The sequence below is a fragment of the Janthinobacterium sp. HH106 genome (genome assembly GCF_001758725.1).
Classification (GTDB): domain Bacteria; phylum Pseudomonadota; class Gammaproteobacteria; order Burkholderiales; family Burkholderiaceae_D; genus Janthinobacterium.
The window spans coordinates 157,721-177,463 of record NZ_LRIC01000001.1 but is presented as its reverse complement, the minus strand read 5'-3'; the positions used below and the strand labels follow the sequence as shown (position 1 = coordinate 177,463).

Here is a 19,743-nt window from a genome sequence, read left to right as displayed (position 1 = left end):
GCTTCTGGGAAAAAGAAGCGGCTAAACGCTGCCGGGCTGAGCCATATCAAATGCTGGATCAGCAGCAAGCTGTTGGCACTACCTTAACCGCGTCCGCCGCGCGCCACCGTGCGCTGCCACACCTTGAAGTACAGACTTAAATTCCTGATGGAAATAACAATCCCCGCCGGCCTGGTGGGGCGGACGGGGATCGGGGTGAAATGGTGTTATTTAGGCGTAGGTCGGGTTAGCGGAGCGTAACCCGACACATCGTTGACATCACCGATTACGCCCGCAACCGCGCATCGAGCGAATAGCGTCCCGCGCCACTGATGGCAATGGTGCCGAAGACGATGATCAGCAGCTAGCCGAACTGCCCATCGGCGATGCTCCAGTCCGGATGCACGAGCAGCATCGACACGCCCAGCAGGAACAGCAGGGGCAGGCAGGCCAGGCGCGTCAGCAGGCCGGCGGCGACCAGCAACGGGCAGAGGATTTCCGCGAACAGCGCGCAGTACAAGGTGACGGCGCGGCCCAGGTGCAGCGGGTCGTCGATGTGCGCCAGTTCCTCGGAAAAATGCAGCAGCTTGGGCAAGCCGTGCACGTGCAGCACCAGCAGCACGCCCGCCACGCGCGCAAACAGCAGGCCGGCATCGGGTAAAAAGGGGCCGGCCAGCGCCGCCATCCAGTGTTTCTTCATCTTCGCTCCAGTGGGAAAGGCAAGCGGCGCGGCGCGCCGCCGCCAGCCATCATAGGCAGGCGGAAGACCCGGCGCGACTGGTCTTTTGGCAGAGGCGCCGGCGCGCGCGAAGGCCTAGACTGGCCGCTGCCATCACTGGTCCAGGCCGTAAGCGGCCCCTCCCCCATCCCCGAAGGAAAACATCATGTCGAAGAAAATCGAAGCCGAAGAAGTCAATTCCCGCCGCAAGCTGCTCGTCAGCGTCGCCGGTGTCGCCGCCGGTGCGTGCGTGCTGGCCGCCGCCGGTGGCGCCAGCGCCGCCGCCAAGCCTGCCGCTGCCGCCGCCGCCGCGCCGGGCAAGCTCACCGTCAACAAGGTCACCGTGAAGGACGGCACCGTCATCCATTTCAAGGACTGGGGCACGGGCACGCCCGTCGTCTTCAGCCACGGCTGGCCATTGCAGGGCGACGCCTGGGAAGACCAGATGATGTTCCTGGCCAGCCACGGCTACCGCGTGATCGCGCACGACCGCCGCGGCCACGGCCTGTCGAGCCAGCCATGGCAGGGCAATGACATGGATACCTACGCCGACGACCTGGCCACCCTGCTCGACGCGCTCGACATCAAGGGCGCGACTCTGGTCGGCCATTCGACGGGCGGCGGCGAAGTGGCGCGCTATATCGGCCGGCATGGCGAAAAGCGCGTGGCCAAGGCCGTACTGGTGGGCGCCGTGCCGCCGCAGATGGTCAAGTCGGACACCAATCCCGGCGGCTTGCCGATGTCCGTCTTCGACGGCATCCGCGCCGGCGTGCTGGCCGACCGTTCGCAATTCTTCAAGGATCTGACCGTGCCCTTCTTCGGCGCCAACCGTCCCGGCAACAAGGTGTCGCAAGGCATGCGCGACACCTTCTGGCTGCAGGGCATGCAGTGCGGCATCAAGAACGCCTACGATTGCATCAAGCAGTTTTCCGAGACGGATTTCACTGCCGACCTGAAGAAAATCTCCGTGCCGACCCTGGTCGTGCACGGCGGCGACGACCAGATCGTGCCGATCGACGCTTCCGGCAAGGCTGCGGCCAAGCTCATCAAGAACGCCAGGCTGGTCATCTATGAAGGCGCGCCGCACGGCTTGCCGGCCACCCACAAGGACCGCCTGAACGAAGACTTGCTGGCCTTTATCAAGTCCTGATCCGCTCTTCGCACCGCCGGCCCGCCCGGCGGTGTTTCCCGCCCCTGCCTTGCAAAAAAACCGTCCGCCTCCCCCATTCGTATAAGTGCCCCGGCGACGATGCCATGCATACTTGTTGCAATACGGCATACGCCGCGACAGCACAGGAGCACGGCGATGGCCAGCATGCATTATTTCCCTCAACAGCAAGACCCCGGCCTGGCGCAGGCCCAGCGCATGGGCGGCATGGGCGGCATGGGCGGCATGGGCGGCATGGGCGAATTTGCCGCATCGGTCGCGCACGAGGTGCGCCAGCCGCTGGCGGCCATCGCGCTCAATGCCGATGCCGCCTTGCGCTGGCTCGACCACGATCCGCCCCGCCTCGACGAGGCGCGCGCGGCGCTGGCCCTGGTCGCCAGCGCCGGCAGCCATGCCAGCGCCGTGCTGCGCAGCGTGCATGGCCTGGCCTGCCATGCGCCGGGCAGCCATGTGCAGTTTGTCGCCGACGACGCCGTACAGGAGCTGCTGCCGCTGCTGCGCGCGCCGCTGCAACGCCACGCCATCGACCTGCAAACGCGGCTGGCGCCGGGCCGCCCGCTGCTGCATGCCGACCCGGTGCAATTCCGGCAAGTCCTCCTGAACCTGCTGATGAACGCCATCGAAGCCCTGCAGGGCACCCGTGGCCGGCCGCGCACGGTGCTGCTGTCCTCGCGCCTCGATGAGGGCGTGCAGCATTTCAGCATCGCCGACAATGGCGCCGGCATCGCGCCGCAGGCGGTCGGCCGCCTGTACCACGACCTGTATTCCAGCAAGCCGGACGGCATGGGCATGGGCCTGGCCATCTGCCGCCGCATCCTCGACGCGCATGGCGGCCGCCTGTGGCATGCGCCCGGCGCGCCCCATGGCACAGTCTTCCACTTCACCCTGCCAGCACCATGAGCACAAGCATGCACACGCCCCGCGACAACGCTGCCCCTATTTCGCTGCTGATCGCCGACGACCACCCGCTGATCCTGGCCGGCCTGGCCTCGCTGATCGCGTCACTGCCCGGCTTGCGCTTATTGGGCCAGGCCGGCACGGGCCACGCCGCCGTGGCGCTGTACCGGGAGCTGCGGCCCGACGTGGTGCTGATGGATTTGAACATGCCGGAAATGCATGGCGTCGAGGCGATCGAGCGCATCTGCGCGGACGATGCGCAAGCGAAGATCGTCATCCTCACCACCTACCAGGGCGAGGACAGCGTGCACCGGGCCCTGCGCGCCGGCGCGCGCGGCTACCTGCTGAAGGATTCCGGCTTCCTGCAACTGACGCAATGCATCGGCCAGGTGGCCGCCGGCAGGCACTATCTGCCGCCGGAACTGGCGGCGCAGCAGGCCGGCCGCATCGAGGCGAACCGCCTGTCGAAACGCGAGCACGACATCCTGCTGCACCTGTCTGCGGGCAAGAGCAACAAGATGATCGCGCGCAGCGCCGGCATCGAGGTGGGCACCGTCAAATTTCACGTAAATAATATTTTGACCAAGCTCAACGTATCAAGCCGCACCGAGGCGGCCACGGTGGCCGCCCGGCGCGGCTTGCTGGGCGCGTTCTAGCGTTTTGAATCGGCAGGCGGGGTTCAGGCGGCGCCGTCGTCCTGCTGCTGCGACCGGGCCTTGGCCACTGTCGGTTTCGCTTCCACGCCGCTGATCTTCGGCACGCATTCGCTGCGCAGCCACGATACCGTCACGGCTTCGCCCGCCATCAGGCGCTTGACGCTGGGGACGATCTGTTCGCCGATCAGCATGCCCAGCAGGCCGATCAGGGCAATGGCTGGCGGCGCCGGCGAGCGTACCTGCAGGACGGCATAGATGATGCCAACCAGCAAGCCCACGGCCAGCGAAATCACATATAACTTCATGGCGCATTCCTTTCAATAAAAAAAACGCCGCGCGCGGTCAGGCGCGCGGCGCATGGCATGGCCGTGCGGCGTTTACCTGGCCGGCACCGGCGCCAGGGTGGCGTGTTCGCCATGGATGCGCTGCGGCGCCTTGTGCACCATCGTGTAGGCATAATCGACGCCCATACCGTAGGCGCCCGAATGTTCGCGCACGATGGCCATGACGGCATCATAGGTCGCCTTGTGGGCCCAGTCGCGCTGCCATTCCAGCAGCACCTGCTGCCACGTCACGGGCACCACGCCGGCCTGGATCATGCGCTGCATGGCGTAGTCGTGCGCTTCCTTCGAAGTGCCGCCCGATGCATCGGCCACCATGTAGATCTCGTAATCGCCTTCGAGCATCGCGCACAGGGCGAAGCTGTTGTTGCACACTTCCGTCCACAGGCCCGAAACGACGACTTTTTTCTTGCCGTTGGCGGCCAGCGCATCGCGCACCTTCTGGTCATCCCACGAATTCATCGAGCTGCGCTCGAGGATATCCTTGCCGGGGAAGACGTCCAGCAGTTCCGGATAGGTGTGGCCGGAGAAGCTTTCCGTTTCCACCGTGGTGATGATGGTGGGGATGTTGAACACCTTGGCGGCCTTGGCCAGGCCCACGGTATTGTTTTTCAGCGCCTGGCGGTCCATCGACTGCACGCCGAACGCCATTTGCGGCTGCTGGTCGATGAAGATGATCTGGCAATTGTCGGGGGTAAGGACTTCCAGTTTCGGATTGGTCATGATGTCATCCATGAAGAAAGGGTTGAGTGGGTACTGCCGTGCATCGTATGCCTGGCGGCGTGCCCGCACCACTATCTAAATATAGGCTCCCCCCGAGCAATCCCCCTCTGCAGGCTGGCGGGCGCTGCGGTAAAATACCTTTTGCTTACCATCTTCCGACGACTCTTGATCGATCACTCCTCTTTGCCAGGCAACGTCATGCGCAGCGATACGGCAGCGATACGCGTGCTCATCGCCGACGACCACCAATTGCTGCTCGATGGCATCGCGGCCCTGCTGCGCGCCTTTCCCGGCGTGGCGCTGGTGGGCCAGGCCACCGATGGCCAGCAGGCGGTGCAGCAATTTGACGCGCTGCAGCCCGATGTCACGCTGATGGATTTGCAGATGCCGCGCATGAGCGGCCTCGATGCCATCGGCGCCATCCGCGCGCGCCATCCGCAAGCGCGCATCATCGTGCTGACCACCTACAAGGGCGATACGCAGGTGCTGCGCGCCATCCGCGCGGGCGCGTGCGGCTATGTGCTGAAAAGCGCGCTGCGCCACGAATTGCTGGCGGCGATACAGAACGTGCACGCGGGACGGCGCCACATCACGCCCGAGATCGAGGCGGAGCTGGCCCTGTATGCCTGCAGCGACGTGCTGTCGAACCGCGAACTGGACGTGCTCAAGCAGGTCGCGCAAGGCAATTCCAACCGCGAGACGGGCGCCCTGCTGCAGATCAAGGAAGAAACCGTCAAAGCGCACATGAGCACCATCCTGGCCAAGCTGGGCGCCAGGGACCGCACCCATGCCGTCACCATCGCGCTACGGCGCGGCATCCTCGACGCCTGAACGGCGCCAGCGCTGCCACCAGCGTCGCAAGGTCCCGTGCGCCGCAGGCCAGGCGCGCCGCGCCGGTACCCGCAGGCGCCACTGCGTGCCGCACCCGTCGCGCCCGTCCACGGACAGGCGCGCACCGAGCCTGGCGGCGCGCTCGCGCATGCCGGGCATGCCCCAGTGTCCGGGAATCTGTCCGTTCGCCGCGACCACCGGCGGCAAGCCCTGGCCATCGTCGCGCACGACCAGTTCGATGCCGCCGCGCGCATAGCGCACCGCCACCTCGACCACCTGCGCACGCGCGTGCTGGAAGGCATTGCGCAGCGCTTCGCTGGCGATGCGGTAGATTTCGTGCGCGGCGCGCGCATGCAGCATGCGCGCCTCGCCCTCCTCCGCATAGCGGAACACGATGCCGTGCTGCGCCGCCAGCCGTTCGCCTTCGCGCCGCAGGATGGCGCTCCAGCGCGCGCCGCCATCGTCGCCGGCGCGCAGGTCGTGCACATGGTCGCGCCCCTCGCCCAGCATGCGGTCGGCATCGTCGAGCGCGCGCAGCATGGCGGCGCGCGCGGGATCATCCTCGGCGATGGCCATGCTGGCATTGTGAAAGTGCAGGATCATCGCCTGCGTGCCCTGCAGCAGGGTATCGTGCAGCTCACGCGCGATGCGTTCGCGCTCGGCCTGTTGCGCCTCCATCCGCACCTGCAGGCGCGCGGCGTGCTGGCGCAGCCGCCAGCGGTAGGCGCCGTACGCGGCGGCCAGCAGCAGCGCCGCGCACAGGCTGCGGAACCACCATGTCTGGTAAAAGGCGGGCAGCACGCGGAACGGCAGTTGCGCCACAGCGCTGTCCACGCCGTCGCCATTCGCCGCGATTACTTCGAAGCGGTAGCTGCCCGGACCCAGGCCCGTGTACTGCGCCAGGCGCCGCCCGCCCGCCTGCTGCCACTGCGTATCGTAGCCGTCGAGCCGGTAGCGGAACTGCAAACGCTCCGGCGTGCCCAGACTGGCGGCGTTGTAATGGAATTGCACGTCGCGCGTGCCGGCCGCCAGCTGCAGGCCGGCACTTGCGGGCGGATCGACGCGCCGGCCGTCTGCCAGCAGCGCGCCGATTTCCACGCGCGGCGCCGGCAAGGCCGCAAGCGCCTGGCGCGGATCGATCCAGAACGTCGCGCTCTGGCGCGAAAACCAGATCTTGCCATCGTCCGCTTCGGCCACCGAGCGGTTGTGCAGCATGCCGATGCTGCCGTTCAAGCCATCGACGGCGTCGTACGAGGTGGCGCGCATGGCATGGGCGGGGTCGCGCAGCGCCAGGTCCACTTGCGCGGCGGAGATGTGCGCGGCGCCGCTGCCGTGATTGAGCCACAGGCTGCCGTCGCGCGCGCGCAGCAGGCCCACCACGCCCTCGGTGGCGCTGGCCGGCTCGCTGCGCAGGGTAACGAAACGGCCGCCGCGCCACAGCGCCACGCCACGCTGCCCGCCTGCCCACACCTGCCCGTGATATTCGATCAGCATGGGAATCTTGCCCAGGTCCAGGCCCTGCGCGGGACCGAAGGTGCGCAGCCGCCCCTTTTCCAGCATGGCGACGCTGCCATCGGCATACGACAGCCACAGGCGCCCGGCCGCGTCGGCCAGCAGCGCCAGCGGCACTTTCGCGCCGCCATCGGGCAGCAGCGGTTCGCGCCGCCAGGCCCCGTCGCGGTACTGGAAAACCCCGGCGCCACTGAACACGCCCCAGATGCTGCCATCGGGCGCGAGCACGCCGGCGCGCATGCGCTTGACCGCGGCCGCGCCCGATGGATAGGCGATCGTGCGCAGCACGCGCCCATCCTCGCCGGCCAGCTGCTGCAGGCCCGCGCGGGCCGCCACCCACAGGCCGCCTGGCGCTGCCAGGATGGCGCTGACGGGCCCCAGGCGCGGCGCGCGCAGCACCGTGCCGTCGGCCCGCGCCAGCAGCAGCGGCCCCAGGACGTCGTCGCGCGACAGCCACATCGCGCCTGCCGGCCCGGCCAGCATTTCCTGGGTACGGAACACTTCGGCCACATCGGGCGCGGCACGCGTGCGCAGGACCACGGGCGCGGCCTGGCGGAAACGGTCCAGGCCGCCGTACGTGGAAACCCAGACATTGCCTTCATTGTCATCGCACATGGAGCCGACGAGGACATTGCTCAAGCCATCGCGCGGCAGGAACGATTCCGTGTCGCTGCTGATGCCCAGCTGCCCCGGCGCCAGCGCGCCGCCGCTGCGCGTGCGGTGCAAGCCGTACTGGCTGTCGAACCACAAGGTACCCGCGCGGTCGACCAGCATGCTGCCGCTGGTGCCGCTCGTATCGCGGTAAATCCACCGATGATCGAGCTGCTCGTAGCGTTCCAGCGACTCGATGATGCGGATGCCGCGCATCTCCAGCAAATAAATGCGGCCGTCCGGCCCCTGCTGCGGCGGCGCGCGCAGGTCGAGCCGGCCGATGGGCGGCGCGAAGCGCGACTGCGTCGCCTGCCATATGAACAGGCCTTTTTCACTGAACACGGCGATGCGGCCATCGCGGTCGGCAAACACGGCGGACGCCTTTTGCGCCGTGTAGCCCTGCGCCGGTCCCATCGCCTGCCAGCGCCGGCCATCGAAGCGCGAGATGCCGGACACGCCGGCCGCCCACACGGCGCCGTCGCCGCCGATGGCAAAGCCCCAGATGGCGCCCGCCTGCACGCCCTGCGGCTCGGCATAATTGCGCACCACGCCATCCTTGACGTGGCTGATGCCGCCCACTTGCCAGCCTATCCACATGCCGCCGTCGGCGGCGCGCTTGAGCGCCAGCGCCACCGTATCGGGAAAGCTGCCCTGGCGCACGCGCACGGGCTCGAAGCGCAAGCCGTCGAAACGGCGCACGCCCGCATGCGTGCCCAGCCACAGGAAACCGTCATTGCCCTGTGCCATGACGATGATATCGTCGGGCGCGCCGTCACTGGCCGTCCAGCGCGTGTGCTGCAGCTGATGGATACCGCGTGCGGCATCGATGGCCAGCCCGCAAGGACTGGCCAGCATGAACATCAGCCACAGCAGGAAGGCGCGCATGGCGGCTGTCAGGACACGGGCACGGCGGTCCGACCGCTACGCTGCTCCACCACGATCAGGCCGCCCAGCAGCACCAGCGGCACGGCCAGCGCCGCGAAACCGAAGACCAGGTAGCCAAAGCCGGCAGCGATGGCGCCCAGCGCAAAGGCCAGCAGCGGCCAGAAAAACTTCCCGCAGCGCGCACGCGTGCCCCCATCGGCCGCGCCGCGCAGCACGTCGACGGTGTCGAGCACGATCTGCGTCACGTTCCCCGTCATCATGGAGGTGGGCGCCAGATGCGCCAGCAGCAGACGGCTGGTGGCGCTGTGCACGCCCATGGCGGCCGTGCCCAGCAAGCCGGCCAGCATCGCCAGCGTGCCCACTTCCTTGCCGACCGGCTCGGCCAGCACGCCGAACACCATGAAACCAGCCAGCAAGATCCATTGCAGCAGGAAGGCCAGGGTCAGCGCCGGACCGCCGCGGCGCTCGATGGCCAGCACCATCAGGCGCGTGACGACGATGCCGGCGATAAAAGCGGGAAAGGCGAGGATTTTCAGCAGGATGGGGATGCGCGTCGGTTCGGCCAGCGCGGCGCCGATCAGCACGAAGTTGCCCGTGACATGGGCGGTAAACAGGCCGAACAGGGCGATAAAGCCCAGCGTATCGACATACCCGGCCAAAAAGCCCAGGCTGGTGCCGTATAAACGGCTGTGTGGTGCTTGATCCATGAGGACTCCCTGCGATGCGGTAAACCGCGATAAAAAATGCATCCGGACGCATGCCCAGCCGCTACTGCCGGCATGGTAATCCATGTCGCGCGCCGCCGCACCCGCCCTTAGACCAGTCGGCGCGCCGCCATACCTGCCATACCTGATCTTTTGACCCGTGTCCGCTCCCGGGCCCTGGGCTACACTGACCGCAGATCCTGGCCGCGCCCCGGCCTCCCCCCGCATTGCCACCATGGAGCCGCATCATGACCGAACCGACCCTTTCCTCCGCCGCGCCGCTGATACTGATCAACGGCTGCTTCCACACCGTCGACAAGTCGTGCCCGCAGGCGAGCGCCGTGGCCATCGCCGACGGCAAATTCCTCGCCGTCGGCGATGCCGACGACGTCATGCGCCACCGCAAGCCGGACAGCCGCGTGATCGACCTCGGTGGCCGCACCGTCATTCCCGGCCTGAACGACTCGCACCTGCACCTGATCCGAGGCGGCTTGAACTACAACCTGGAACTGCGCTGGGAAGGCGTGCCCTCGCTGGCCGACGCCCTGCGCATGCTCAAGGATCAGGCCTTGCGCACGCCGAACCCGCAGTGGGTGCGCGTGGTCGGCGGCTGGAACGAATTCCAGTTCGCGGAAAAGCGCATGCCGACCTTGGACGAAATCAACGCGGCCGCGCCCGATACCCCCGTCTTCATCCTGCACCTGTACGACCGCGCCCTCTTGAACCGCGCCGCCTTGCGCGTGGTCGGCTACGACAAAAATACGCCGAACCCGCCCGGCGGCGAGATCGTGCGCGATGCATCGGGCAACCCGACCGGCATGCTGATCGCGCGGCCGAACGCGATGATACTGTATGCGACCCTGGCCAAGGGCCCGACCTTGCCGCGCGAACTGCAAGTCAATTCCACGCGCCAGTTCATGCGCGAACTGAACCGCCTCGGCATCACCAGCGCCATCGATGCGGGCGGCGGCTTCCAGAATTATCCGGAAGACTACGCGGTGGTCGAGGAACTGGCGCAAAAGGAGCAGCTGACCATCCGCATCGCCTACAACCTGTTCACGCAAAACAAGGGCCGCGAACTGGAGGATTTTGAAAAATGGACGGAGATGGTCACGCCGGGCCAGGGCGACGATTACTACCGCCATAACGGCGCCGGCGAAATGCTGGTGTTTTCCGCCGCCGACTTCGAAGATTTCCTTGAGCCGCGCCCGGACCTGGCGCCCGGCATGGACGACGAACTGGAAAAGGTGGTGCGTCACCTGGTCTCCAAACGCTGGCCCTTCCGTCTGCACGCCACCTACGACGAATCGATCGACCGCATGCTGACGGTCTTTGAAAAGGTCAACCGCGATATCCCGTTCGACGGCCTGCACTGGATGTTCGACCACTGCGAAACCATCACGCCGAAAAACATCGACCGGGTCAAGGCGCTGGGCGGCGGCATCGCCATCCAGCACCGCATGGCCTTCCAGGGCGAATACTTCGTCGACCGCTACGGCGCGGAAGCGGCCAAGGCCACGCCGCCGATCGCCCGCATGCTGGCCTCGGGCGTGCCCGTGGGCGGCGGCACGGACGCCACCCGGGTCGCCAGCTACAACCCGTGGACGGCGCTGTACTGGCTGGTATCGGGCCGCACCGTGGGCGGCTTGCGCCTGTACGACGCGGGCAGCCGTTTGTCGCGCGACACGGCGCTGGAACTGTGGACGGCGGGCAGCGCCTGGTTCTCGAGCGAGCAAGGCAAGAAGGGCCGCATCCAGGAAGGCATGCTGGCCGACCTGGCCGTGCTGAGCGCGGATTTTTTCAGCATCGATGAAGAGGCGATCAAGTCGATCGAATCGGTGCTCACCATCGTCGGCGGCAAGATCGTCTACGGCCAGGCGGAATTTTCCCATCTGGCGCCGCCAGCCATCCCGGTGCTGCCCGACTGGTCGCCCGTGAAAAACGTGGCCGGCCACTACCGCGCCGCGCCGCCGCAAAAGACCAGCGCCATGCAACAGCACCAGTGCCAGGGCGCCTGCGGCGTGCACGCCCACGCCCACGACGTGGCGCGCAAGAGTTCCGTGCCCGTCTCCAGCCACTCCGGCTTCTGGGGCGCGCTGGGGTGCAGCTGCTTTGCGTTTTGAGGCATGGTGATGCGTGCATTCTCATGCGCTGCAGGCGCCCTGGCGCTGGCGGCCGCCCTGCCCAGCCAGGCGCAGGAAAACGTGCAGCTGTACGGCCGCCTGAACGTGGCGCTCGAAACGCTGCACTCGTCCGGCAGCGGCGACAGCGTGCAGCGCGTCTCCAACAACCGCTCCGTGCTCGGTTTTCGCGGCAGCGAAGACCTGGGCGGCGGCTGGCAGGCGCTGTTCCAGGTCGAGGGCACCCTGGCACCCGACTCGGGCGCCGGCAGCCTGGCCGCGCGCGACACGCGCGTCGGCATTGCCGGACCGTGGGGCACGCTGTTTGGCGGCAACTGGACCCTGCCCTACAACAGCGCCACATCCGCGCTCGACCCGTTCTACCCCACAACGGCCGGCTACATGAGCTTGATGGGCAATGGCTCCGCCTCGAACGATAGCAATACCAGCAACACCTACTCGTTCGACCGGCGCCAGCAGAATAGCCTGCATTACTGGTCGCCGCCATGGCAAGGCTGGTCGCTGCGCGTGGCGCGCGGCATGGGGGAAGAGCGGCCCGCCAGCGGCGCGCATCCGGCACTGACTTCGGCCGCATTGATCTACGACGGCGGCGCCCTGTACGCCACCCTGGCGCAGGAAGACCATCACGACTACCAGGGACGCGGGCTGACCGACCGTGGCAGCAAGCTGGCGATCGCCTGGCGGATCGACAGCGCCACGCAACTGGCGGTGGCAGTGGAAAGCCTGCGCTATGCGACGCCCACGGGTGAGCTGCGCCGCCGCACGGCCTACTTTTCCGCCACGCGCCAGTTCGGTCCCCATGGCTTGCGTTTCGGCCTGGCGCATGCCCAAAGCGCCAGCGGCGGCGCGCTGGAAACCATCGGCACGGTGCGCGCGGGAACCGGTACGGGCGCCACCCACGCCACCGCCGGCTACGACTACCAGCTGTCGAAACGCAGCAGCCTGTATGCCTACTACACGTGCCTGGCCAACGGCAGCAACGGCGTCGCCGACTTTGCCATCAACAGCCTGGGACGCGACGCAGCAACCAAGGGCGCCACCTTGTCGGGCGTGGCGCTGGGAATCCGGCACAATTTCTGAGCCACGATTTCCAATACGGCGGTTTTCGTGGACAACCCCGCGCGCGGCGGGTACAGTCAGCAATCGGCAACCAGGGCGGGCATCCAAAGACAAACACCATGAAGCGAGCACCAGCGCCAGCGCGCAGCGACTGGGTCAAGTGCGCCGAACCGGTACAAGGGGTCGAACGCATCGAGGCATGGTTCAAGGGCAAGGCCTATGCCATGCACCGCCACGACACTTACGCCATCGGCCGCACGCTGGCGGGCGTGCAGCGTTTCAGCTACCGCCGCGGCCAGCGCGACAGCCTGCCCGGCAATACCATGATCCTGCACCCGGACGAGGCGCACGATGGCCAGGCGGGCACCGACGCCGGCTTCCGCTACCGCATGCTGTATATCGAACCGGCGCTGTTCCAGGATGTGCTGGGCGGACGCGCGCTGCCCTTCATTGAAGGCGGCGTGTCGACCGATCCCCGCCTGGCGGCGGCCACGTCCGCCTTGCTGCCGCACGACGGCCGCCCGCTCGAAGCGCTGGAGCAGAGCGAGGCGCTGGCCGAGCTGGCGCATGCGCTGGCGGCGGCGGCCGGCACGCCGGCGCAACGTCCAAAAGGCGACTTCCTGGCGGCGCGGCGCGCGCGCGACTATTTGCAGGCGCACTGCACCCACGCCGTCACGCTGGCGCAGCTTGAAGCGGCAACGGGACGCGACCGCTGGAGCCTGTCGCACGACTTTCGCGTCTTCTACGGCACCAGCCCGTACCGCTATCTGACGATGCGGCGCCTGGAAATGGTGCGGCGCCTGCTGCTGGCAGGCAGCACGCTCGCCTCGGCCGCCATGGCCGCAGGCTTTGCCGACCAGAGCCACATGACGCGGCATTTCCTGAAGACCCATGGACTGACGCCTGGCCGCTGGCTGCGCTACGCCAGCGGCCAAGGCTGAAAACACCCACGATCGTTCAATACGGCCGGCAGGCGCCTGCGTATTCTGGCTGTATCGCCACTTGAACGGAGCACAGCATGACTATCACCACCACCACGCGCGGCCAGGGCCGGTCCATCGACCTGGCAGGCAAGGTCTCCCTGTTGGAGGGGCACTGGCAGCCGCGCGTCATCGCCGAAATGAATGACTACCAATTCAAGGTCGTCAAGGTACTGGGCCAATTCCAATGGCACCGGCACGCCGATACGGATGAAACCTTCATCGTGCTGGACGGCGAATTGCGCATCGCCCTGCGCGGCCCCGGCTACGCGGAAGGACACGCCATCGTGCTCACTGCCGGCCAGATGGCCGTGGTGCCCAAGGGTGTCGAACATAAACCGTGCGCCCTCGCCGAAACCAGGCTGCTGCTGATCGAGCCGCGCGGCGTGGTCAACACGGGCGACGGCGACGCGGGCGAGCGCACTTTGGAGAACGATCAGTGGATTTGAAGCAGGAAAGATAACAGTGACAAAAACAAAAAACCCGCTGACTTTTGCAAGTCAGCGGGCTTTCTGATGAAACCTGGTGCCGTTGGCCGGAATCGAACTGGCGACCTTCACATTACGAATGTGCTGCTCTACCAACTGAGCTACAACGGCGAAGACCCACATTCTACAAACAATGCACAAAATTTGCTAGTGTCAACGCGAACTTTTTTGCATTTTTTTAGCAGCCCGGCTGCGGGCCGCTGAAAATCGTGGAAAAGTGCGGCTTTTTTACTCGGCGTGATACGCGGTGACGCGGGCCACTTCGTCCTTCGAGCCGAGGAAAACGGGCACGCGCTGGTGCAGCTTGTGCGGGGCGATGTCCATGATGCGCTGCTGGCCGTCGGTGGCCGCGCCGCCGGCTTGCTCGACGATGAAGGCCATCGGGTTCGCTTCGTACATCAGGCGCAGCTTGCCCGGCATCGAGGTGTCGCGCAGGTCGGCCGGGTACATGAAGATGCCGCCGCGGTTCAGGATGCGGTGCACGTCGGCCACCATCGAGGCGATCCAGCGCATGTTGAAATTGGTGCCGCGCGGGCCCGTGTCGCCGGCCAGCAGTTCGTCGACATAGCGCTTCACGGGCGGATGCCAGTGGCGCGCGTTCGACATATTGATGGCGAATTCCTTCGTCGTCGGCGGAATCTGCATATTGCTTTGCGTGAGCACCCACGAACCCATTTCGCGGTCCAGGGTGAAGCAATTCACGCCATTGCCGAAGGTCAGCACCAGCATGGTTTGCGGGCCGTACACGGCGTAACCGGCCGCCACTTGCTTGCTGCCCGCCTGCATGAAATCCTTCTCCGTCGGCTGCCCCATGCCGTCCGGCGCCTTCAGTACCGAGAAAATGGTGCCGATCGAGACGTTGACGTCGATGTTCGACGAGCCGTCCAATGGGTCGAACAGCAGCATGTATTCGCCCTTCGGATAGCGGTTTGGGATCGGGTGGATCGATTCCATTTCTTCCGACGCCATGGCCGCAAGGTGGCCGCCCCATTCGTTCGCTTCGAGCAAAATCTCGTTGGAGATGATGTCGAGTTTTTTCTGTACTTCGCCCTGCACGTTTTCCGTGTCGGCCGTGCCCAGCACTTCCCCGAGGGCGCCCTTGCCGACGGCGTGGCTGATGGTTTTGCAGGCGCGCGCGACGACTTCGATCAGCAGGCGCAGTTCGGCCGGAATGCTGTTGTTCGAGCGCTGCTCTTCAACCAGGTATTGCGTAAGACTGATGCGTTTCATGAAACCCCTTAGTTAGTGTTTTAAATACGTCTCGTGCGGTGATTGTCGGCTTGCGCGCCGTTGGCGCCAAGCCGACCTACGAAATCATGACGCCGTGTAGGTCGGATCAGCCCGCAGGGCGTCATCCGACAGCCGTCAATTGGCCAATGCCTTGGAAACGACTTCCATCACGTCGTTCGACAAACTGGCCTGGCCGGCGACTTGCTCCAGCGCCGTGCGCATGTGGTTTTGCAGCGCCGGCACGTAACGGCGCCAGCGCTCCATGGAGCGCGCCAGGCGCGCGGCCACTTGCGGGTTCAAGGCGTCGAGCGCGATGACCTGCTCGGCCCAGAAGGCGTAGCCGCTGCCGTCGGACGCATGGAATTGCGATGGATTGCCGTTGGTGAAATTGAAGATCAGGCTGCGCGCGCGGTTCGGATTCTTCAAGGTGAAGGCCGGATGCGTCATCAGCTGGCGCACGGCTTGCACGTCGGTCGTCGGCGCGGCCGCCTGCATGGCGAACCACTTGTCGACCACCAGCGCTTCGTTCTCGAAGTCGGTATAGAAGCTGGTCAAGGCCGCCTGCGCATGCGGCTGCGAGCCGGAATGAATCAGCGCCGCCAGCGCCGCGGCGCGGTCCGTCATGTTGCCGGCATTGTCGAACTGCAGCCGCGCCAGATCCAGCTCCGCCGCTTCGGGCGCGATCAGCAGATACGACAGGGCCAGGTTTTTCAGCGCGCGCTTGCCGGCCGACAGGGCGTCGGGGCTGTAGTCGCCCGGCGTCTGGTTGGCGTGGTATTGCGCCAGCAATTCAGGTTTCAGGGCTGCCGCGATGGTGCGGCGCATGAACTGGCGCGCCGCATGGATCGCCTGCGGGTCGACTTGCGCCATGCGCTCGGCGATGATGGTTTCCGACGGCAGGATCAGGGCCAGCTCGCGGAAGGCAGGATCGAGGGTGTCGTCGGCCAGCAAGGCGCGCTGCGCTGCGATGAAGGTGTCGTCCAGCGCCAGGGTCTCGCCGGCGGCGACGGCGGCGGTCAGTTTCAGCAGGCGCTCCATGGCCAGGCGCTGGCCCGCTTCCCAGCGGTTCACGGGATCGCTGTCGTGGCGGAATAGGTGCAGCAGCTCCGCATCGGTATAGCCGTATTCGAGCACCACGGGCGCGGAAAAATCGCGCAGCAGCGATGGCACGGGTTCTTCCGTCACATGCGTGAAACGGAAGGTCTGCGACGCCTGCGTCAATTCCAGCACGACGCTGGCAGCGCCGTTCGACGCCACGCCATCCACGTGCAGCGGCAGGTCGCTGCCATCGGCAGCCAGCAAGCCAACGGTGACGGGAATGTGGAAAGGCAGTTTTTTCGGCTGGCCCGGCGTGGCGGGGCAGCTTTGCGCCAGGGTCAGCTCGAACGTCCGGCTGGCGGCGTCGTAGCGCGTGGAAGCGGTGACGACGGGCGTGCCGGCCTGGCTGTACCAGCGTTCGAACTGGGTAAAGTCGCGGCCATTCGCGTCCGCCATGGCGGCGCGGAAGTCGTCGCACTGCACGGCCTGGCCATCGTGGCGCTCGAAATACAGGTCCATGCCCTTGCGGAAACCGTCGCGGCCGACCAGGGTCTGGTACATGCGCACCACTTCGGCGCCCTTCTCGTAGATGGTGACCGTATAAAAGTTATTGATCTCGACGAAAGAGTCGGGACGCACGGGATGGGCCATCGGGCCCGCGTCTTCGGGGAACTGCGCCTGGCGCAGGGTGCGCACCTGGTCGATGCGCGTGACGGCGCGGCCCGTGTCCGTGCCGATCATATCGGCCGAGAATTCCTGGTCGCGGAACACGGTCAAGCCTTCCTTCAGCGACAGCTGGAACCAGTCGCGGCACGTCACGCGGTTGCCGGTCCAGTTATGGAAGTACTCGTGGCCCACCACCGCTTCGATGCCCGCGTAATCGACGTCGGTCGCCACGCGCGGATTGGCCAGCACGTACTTGGTATTGAAGATGTTCAGGCCCTTGTTTTCCATGGCGCCCATGTTGAAGTCGCCCACGGCGACGATCATGAAGCGATCGAGGTCCAGCTCCAGGCCGAAGCGTTCCTCGTCCCAGCGGATCGAGTTTTTCAGCGACTGCATGGCGTAATCGGTCTTATCGAGGTTGCCCTCTTCCACCCACACCTGCAGCAGCACTTCGCGGCCGGACTGGAGCGTGTAGCGCTCTTCCTGGCATACCAGGCGCGCGGCGACCAGGGCGAACAGGTAGGACGGCTTCTTGAACGGGTCTTCCCACTTGGCGTAATGGCGGCCGTCGCCCAGGTCGCCCTCTTCGATCAGGTTGCCGTTCGACAACAGCACCGGATAGTGTTCCTTGTCGGCGCGCAGCATGACTGTGTACTTGGCCATCACGTCCGGGCGGTCCGGGAAGAAGGTGATGCGGCGGAAGCCTTCCGCTTCGCACTGCGTGAAGAAATTATGGTTCGACACGTACAGGCCGGACAGCGAGGTATTGTCCTGCGGCGCCAGCACGGTCTCGATATCGAGCGTAACATCGTCCGGGGCCTTGGGGATGGTCAGCATGCCGGCCGTCAGCTTGTATTGCGACGGTTTCAGCTGCTTGCCGTTCAGGCGCACCATCACCAGTTCGATGTGTTCGCCGTGCAATTCGATGCTGCGGCTGGTGCTGGCCGGGTTGTGGCGCATGCGGATCCGGCTCGCCACCACTGTGCGGGCGGGATCAAGATCGAAACCAAGTTCGACGCTGTCGACCAGGAAGCTGGGCGGCGTGTAATCTTTGCGGTAAATCGTCTGAGGGCTGTCTGTGCGCATAGGGATTTGGGTGGGAGCGGAGGCAAAAGCCTATTTTACCAACACCAGCCCCCCGATAGTCGCGATTCAGCTCAGGAATGTTGGATTCCCTTACACGCCGACATACCAGGTAACATTCTGTAATAATGAATAGAAACAAATAGAACTATTCTTATAATACTAAGCGATGAATTGCGTCTACTAATCAGGAGGTCATGCAATGAAACGATATCTCACCATCATGATGGCCGCATTGACCGTGTTGCTGACCGGATGCGCCACCACCATACGCAGCGATGTGACCGTCTTCCATGAGTGGCCTGCGCAATTGCAGGACAAATCGTATGCGTTTGAAACGCCAGATGCCGAAAATGACACGCTGGAATACCGCAGCTACCAGAACCTGGTGCGCGCGGAACTGGCCAAGCACGGCTTCGGCGAGGCTTCCGGCCCTGCGGCAGCCAATTTGCGCGTGGCAATGCATTTTTCCACCGTCGACTATCCTGAGCGCGTGCTGCAAGCCACCGACCCATTCTGGTATGGTCCTGGCTACTGGCCTGGCCGCTACGGCTACCGCTACGGCGCATGGCCAGGCTATGGCCGCTTCGGCTACAACCCCTATTGGTATGGCCCGCTGGAAATGGAAGAGAGCGTACGCCATAAGTACGAACGCGAATTGCGTGTGACGATCAATGACCGCAGCGGCAAGAAACTGTACGACGTGACCGTGCAATCGACCAGCAACAAGCGCGCCACGTCGCAAGTGATGCCCGCCATGGTGGCGAGCGCCTTTGCCGACTTCCCCGGCCAGAGCGGCGTGCCACGCAAGGTCGAAGTGAAAATAGAATAATTTCGTGGCAAGACAAAAAAACCGGCTGGTGCAGCGATGCGCCAGCCGGTTTTTTCATGCCTGTTTTATGCCTATGAGTAATACGCCTCGGCGGCAAAGGTGAGCGCGCCGATCAGGGCCACGGCCAATAACAGCACGAGCAGCAGGCGGCCGAACTTCGGCGCGCCGTCATGTGGGCCGCTCATGGCACGATGATGGTCGAACCGGTCGTCTTGCGCCCTTCCAGGTCCGCGTGCGCCTGGGCGATATTGGCCAGGCTGTAGCGCTGGTTGATCTCGATCTGCACTTCGCCGCTGCTGACGACGCCGAACAGCGAGGCCGCCATCTCTTCCAGGTTGGCGCGGTTCGAGGCATAGCTGAACAGGGCCGGGCGCGTGATGAAGAGCGAGCCGCGCGAGGCCAGTTCGCTCAGCGTAAAGGCCGGCACGGGACCGGAAGCGTTGCCGAAGCTGACCATCATGCCCAGCGGCGCCAGGCAGTCGAGCGAGCCCGTAAACGTGTCCTTGCCGATGGAATCGTAGACCACGGAGACGCCCTTGCCGCCCGTGATCTCGCGCACGCGCTCGACGAAGTTTTCCGTGTTGTAGTTGATGACGTGGGCCGCGCCGTGCGCCTTGGCCAGCGCCGCCTTTTCATCGGAACCGGCCGTGCCGATCAGGTTCACGCCCAGCACCTTGGCCCATTGGCAGGCGATCAGGCCCACACCGCCAGCGGCCGCGTGGAACAGGACGGTATCGCCCGCCTTCAGCGCCACCGTGCGGTGGAACAGGTATTGCACCGTCAAGCCTTGCAGCATCATGGCGGCGGCCGTATCAAAACCGATGCGCTCGGGCAGCACCAGCAGCAGGGCCGCCGGCAGGTTGCGCTGCTGCGCATAGGCGCCATTGATGCGCGCCGCATACGCCACGCGGTCGCCGACCTTCACTTCCGTGACGCCCTCGCCCACCGCCTCGACGATGCCCGCGCCCTCGACGCCCAAGCCATTCGGCAGCGGCTGCGGATACAAGCCCGTGCGGAAATATACGTCGATGAAATTGAGGCCGATGGCCTCGTGTTTCACGCGCGCCTCGCCGGGGCCGGGCGGCGGCAGTTCCACGTCCACGTATTCCATCACTTCCGGGCCGCCCACGCGCTGTACGCGAATGGCTTTGGTGGTAATCG

At 65.6% G+C, this 19,743-nt stretch carries 16 protein-coding genes, 1 tRNA gene and 1 pseudogene; 9 read left to right on the top strand and 9 right to left on the bottom strand.

Annotation, left to right across the window (positions count from 1 at the left end; genetic code table 11):
* Positions 1-346: 346 nt before the first annotated feature.
* A pseudogene (locus JAB8_RS00785) lies at positions 347-679 on the bottom strand (DoxX family protein); the annotation flags it as partial.
* A gap of 184 nt (positions 680-863) precedes the next feature.
* Between JAB8_RS00785 and JAB8_RS00780 the strand changes: the two are divergent.
* The 3 genes from JAB8_RS00780 to JAB8_RS00770 all read left to right on the top strand — a co-directional run bounded on the left by JAB8_RS00780 (position 864) and on the right by JAB8_RS00770 (position 3,418).
* Positions 864-1,847 carry an alpha/beta hydrolase gene (locus tag JAB8_RS00780; RefSeq protein ID WP_083287513.1) on the top strand — a complete coding sequence of 328 codons (984 nt, stop codon included), beginning with the start codon at positions 864-866 and terminating at the stop codon, positions 1,845-1,847.
* A 156-nt stretch (positions 1,848-2,003) separates the two neighbouring features.
* Positions 2,004-2,765, top strand: coding sequence for a sensor histidine kinase (locus JAB8_RS00775; protein WP_070223507.1), 762 nt, complete (start codon positions 2,004-2,006; stop codon positions 2,763-2,765).
* 8 nt (positions 2,766-2,773) lie between these two features.
* Positions 2,774-3,418 carry a response regulator transcription factor gene (locus JAB8_RS00770; RefSeq protein ID WP_070287891.1) on the top strand — a complete coding sequence of 215 codons (645 nt, stop codon included), beginning with the start codon at positions 2,774-2,776 and terminating at the stop codon, positions 3,416-3,418.
* A gap of 23 nt (positions 3,419-3,441) precedes the next feature.
* On the opposite strand, the gene JAB8_RS00765 is transcribed toward JAB8_RS00770, so the two are convergent.
* Both JAB8_RS00765 and JAB8_RS00760 read right to left on the bottom strand, forming a co-directional pair.
* A complete protein-coding gene (locus JAB8_RS00765; protein ID WP_070223510.1) occupies positions 3,442-3,723 on the bottom strand; it encodes a XapX domain-containing protein in 282 nt (93 codons plus the stop codon).
* 72 nt (positions 3,724-3,795) lie between these two features.
* Positions 3,796-4,482 carry a hydrolase gene (locus tag JAB8_RS00760; RefSeq protein ID WP_070287932.1) on the bottom strand — a complete coding sequence of 229 codons (687 nt, stop codon included), beginning with the start codon at positions 4,480-4,482 and terminating at the stop codon, positions 3,796-3,798.
* A gap of 198 nt (positions 4,483-4,680) precedes the next feature.
* On the opposite strand from JAB8_RS00760, the gene JAB8_RS00755 reads away from it, so the two are divergent.
* On the top strand, positions 4,681-5,313 hold the full coding sequence (locus JAB8_RS00755) for a response regulator transcription factor (RefSeq protein ID WP_070287889.1): 633 nt from the start codon (positions 4,681-4,683) through the stop codon (positions 5,311-5,313).
* Here JAB8_RS00755 and JAB8_RS00750 read toward each other — a convergent pair.
* Positions 5,287-8,361, bottom strand: a complete 3,075-nt coding sequence (locus JAB8_RS00750) for a sensor histidine kinase (RefSeq protein ID WP_070287887.1) — start codon at positions 8,359-8,361, stop codon at positions 5,287-5,289. The two genes, JAB8_RS00755 and JAB8_RS00750, sit on opposite strands and share 27 nt — an antisense overlap.
* A gap of 8 nt (positions 8,362-8,369) precedes the next feature.
* Positions 8,370-9,068 (bottom strand): YoaK family protein, encoded by a 699-nt coding sequence (locus JAB8_RS00745; RefSeq protein WP_070287929.1) that lies wholly within the window; start codon positions 9,066-9,068, stop codon positions 8,370-8,372.
* 245 nt (positions 9,069-9,313) lie between these two features.
* Between JAB8_RS00745 and JAB8_RS00740 the strand changes: the two genes are divergently transcribed.
* The 4 genes from JAB8_RS00740 to JAB8_RS00725 all read left to right on the top strand — a co-directional run bounded on the left by JAB8_RS00740 (position 9,314) and on the right by JAB8_RS00725 (position 13,694).
* Positions 9,314-11,188: an amidohydrolase gene (locus JAB8_RS00740; RefSeq protein ID WP_070287880.1), complete on the top strand. Its 1,875-nt coding sequence runs from the start codon at positions 9,314-9,316 to the stop codon at positions 11,186-11,188.
* Between the two features lie 9 nt (positions 11,189-11,197).
* Positions 11,198-12,286, top strand: coding sequence for a porin (locus JAB8_RS00735; protein ID WP_070287927.1), 1,089 nt, complete (start codon positions 11,198-11,200; stop codon positions 12,284-12,286).
* 98 nt (positions 12,287-12,384) lie between these two features.
* On the top strand, positions 12,385-13,206 hold the full coding sequence (locus tag JAB8_RS00730) for an AraC family transcriptional regulator (protein ID WP_070287878.1): 822 nt from the start codon (positions 12,385-12,387) through the stop codon (positions 13,204-13,206).
* Positions 13,207-13,283: 77 nt separating this feature from the next.
* Entirely contained in the window at positions 13,284-13,694 is a 411-nt protein-coding gene (locus JAB8_RS00725; protein ID WP_070287876.1) for a cupin domain-containing protein, read from the top strand.
* Positions 13,695-13,768: 74 nt separating this feature from the next.
* Here the strand turns inward: JAB8_RS00725 and JAB8_RS00720 are convergent.
* The 3 genes from JAB8_RS00720 to pepN all read right to left on the bottom strand — a co-directional run bounded on the left by JAB8_RS00720 (position 13,769) and on the right by pepN (position 17,753).
* Positions 13,769-13,844, bottom strand: a tRNA-Thr gene (locus JAB8_RS00720).
* Between the two features lie 117 nt (positions 13,845-13,961).
* Entirely contained in the window at positions 13,962-14,963 is a 1,002-nt protein-coding gene (locus tag JAB8_RS00715; RefSeq protein WP_070287874.1) for a class 1 fructose-bisphosphatase, read from the bottom strand.
* A gap of 135 nt (positions 14,964-15,098) precedes the next feature.
* Complete coding sequence (gene pepN, locus JAB8_RS00710) at positions 15,099-17,753, bottom strand: aminopeptidase N (RefSeq protein WP_070287872.1); 2,655 nt, start codon at positions 17,751-17,753, stop codon at positions 15,099-15,101.
* Between the two features lie 199 nt (positions 17,754-17,952).
* On the opposite strand from pepN, the gene JAB8_RS00705 reads away from it, so the two are divergent.
* The gene (locus JAB8_RS00705; protein WP_070287869.1) at positions 17,953-18,582 is read left to right on the top strand and encodes a DUF4136 domain-containing protein; all 630 of its coding nucleotides are present in this window, start codon (positions 17,953-17,955) and stop codon (positions 18,580-18,582) included.
* A 181-nt stretch (positions 18,583-18,763) separates the two neighbouring features.
* Here the strand turns inward: JAB8_RS00705 and JAB8_RS00700 are convergent, their stop codons facing one another.
* Positions 18,764-19,693, bottom strand: a complete 930-nt coding sequence (locus JAB8_RS00700; protein WP_070287925.1) for a quinone oxidoreductase — start codon at positions 19,691-19,693, stop codon at positions 18,764-18,766.
* Positions 19,694-19,743 lie beyond the last annotated feature (50 nt).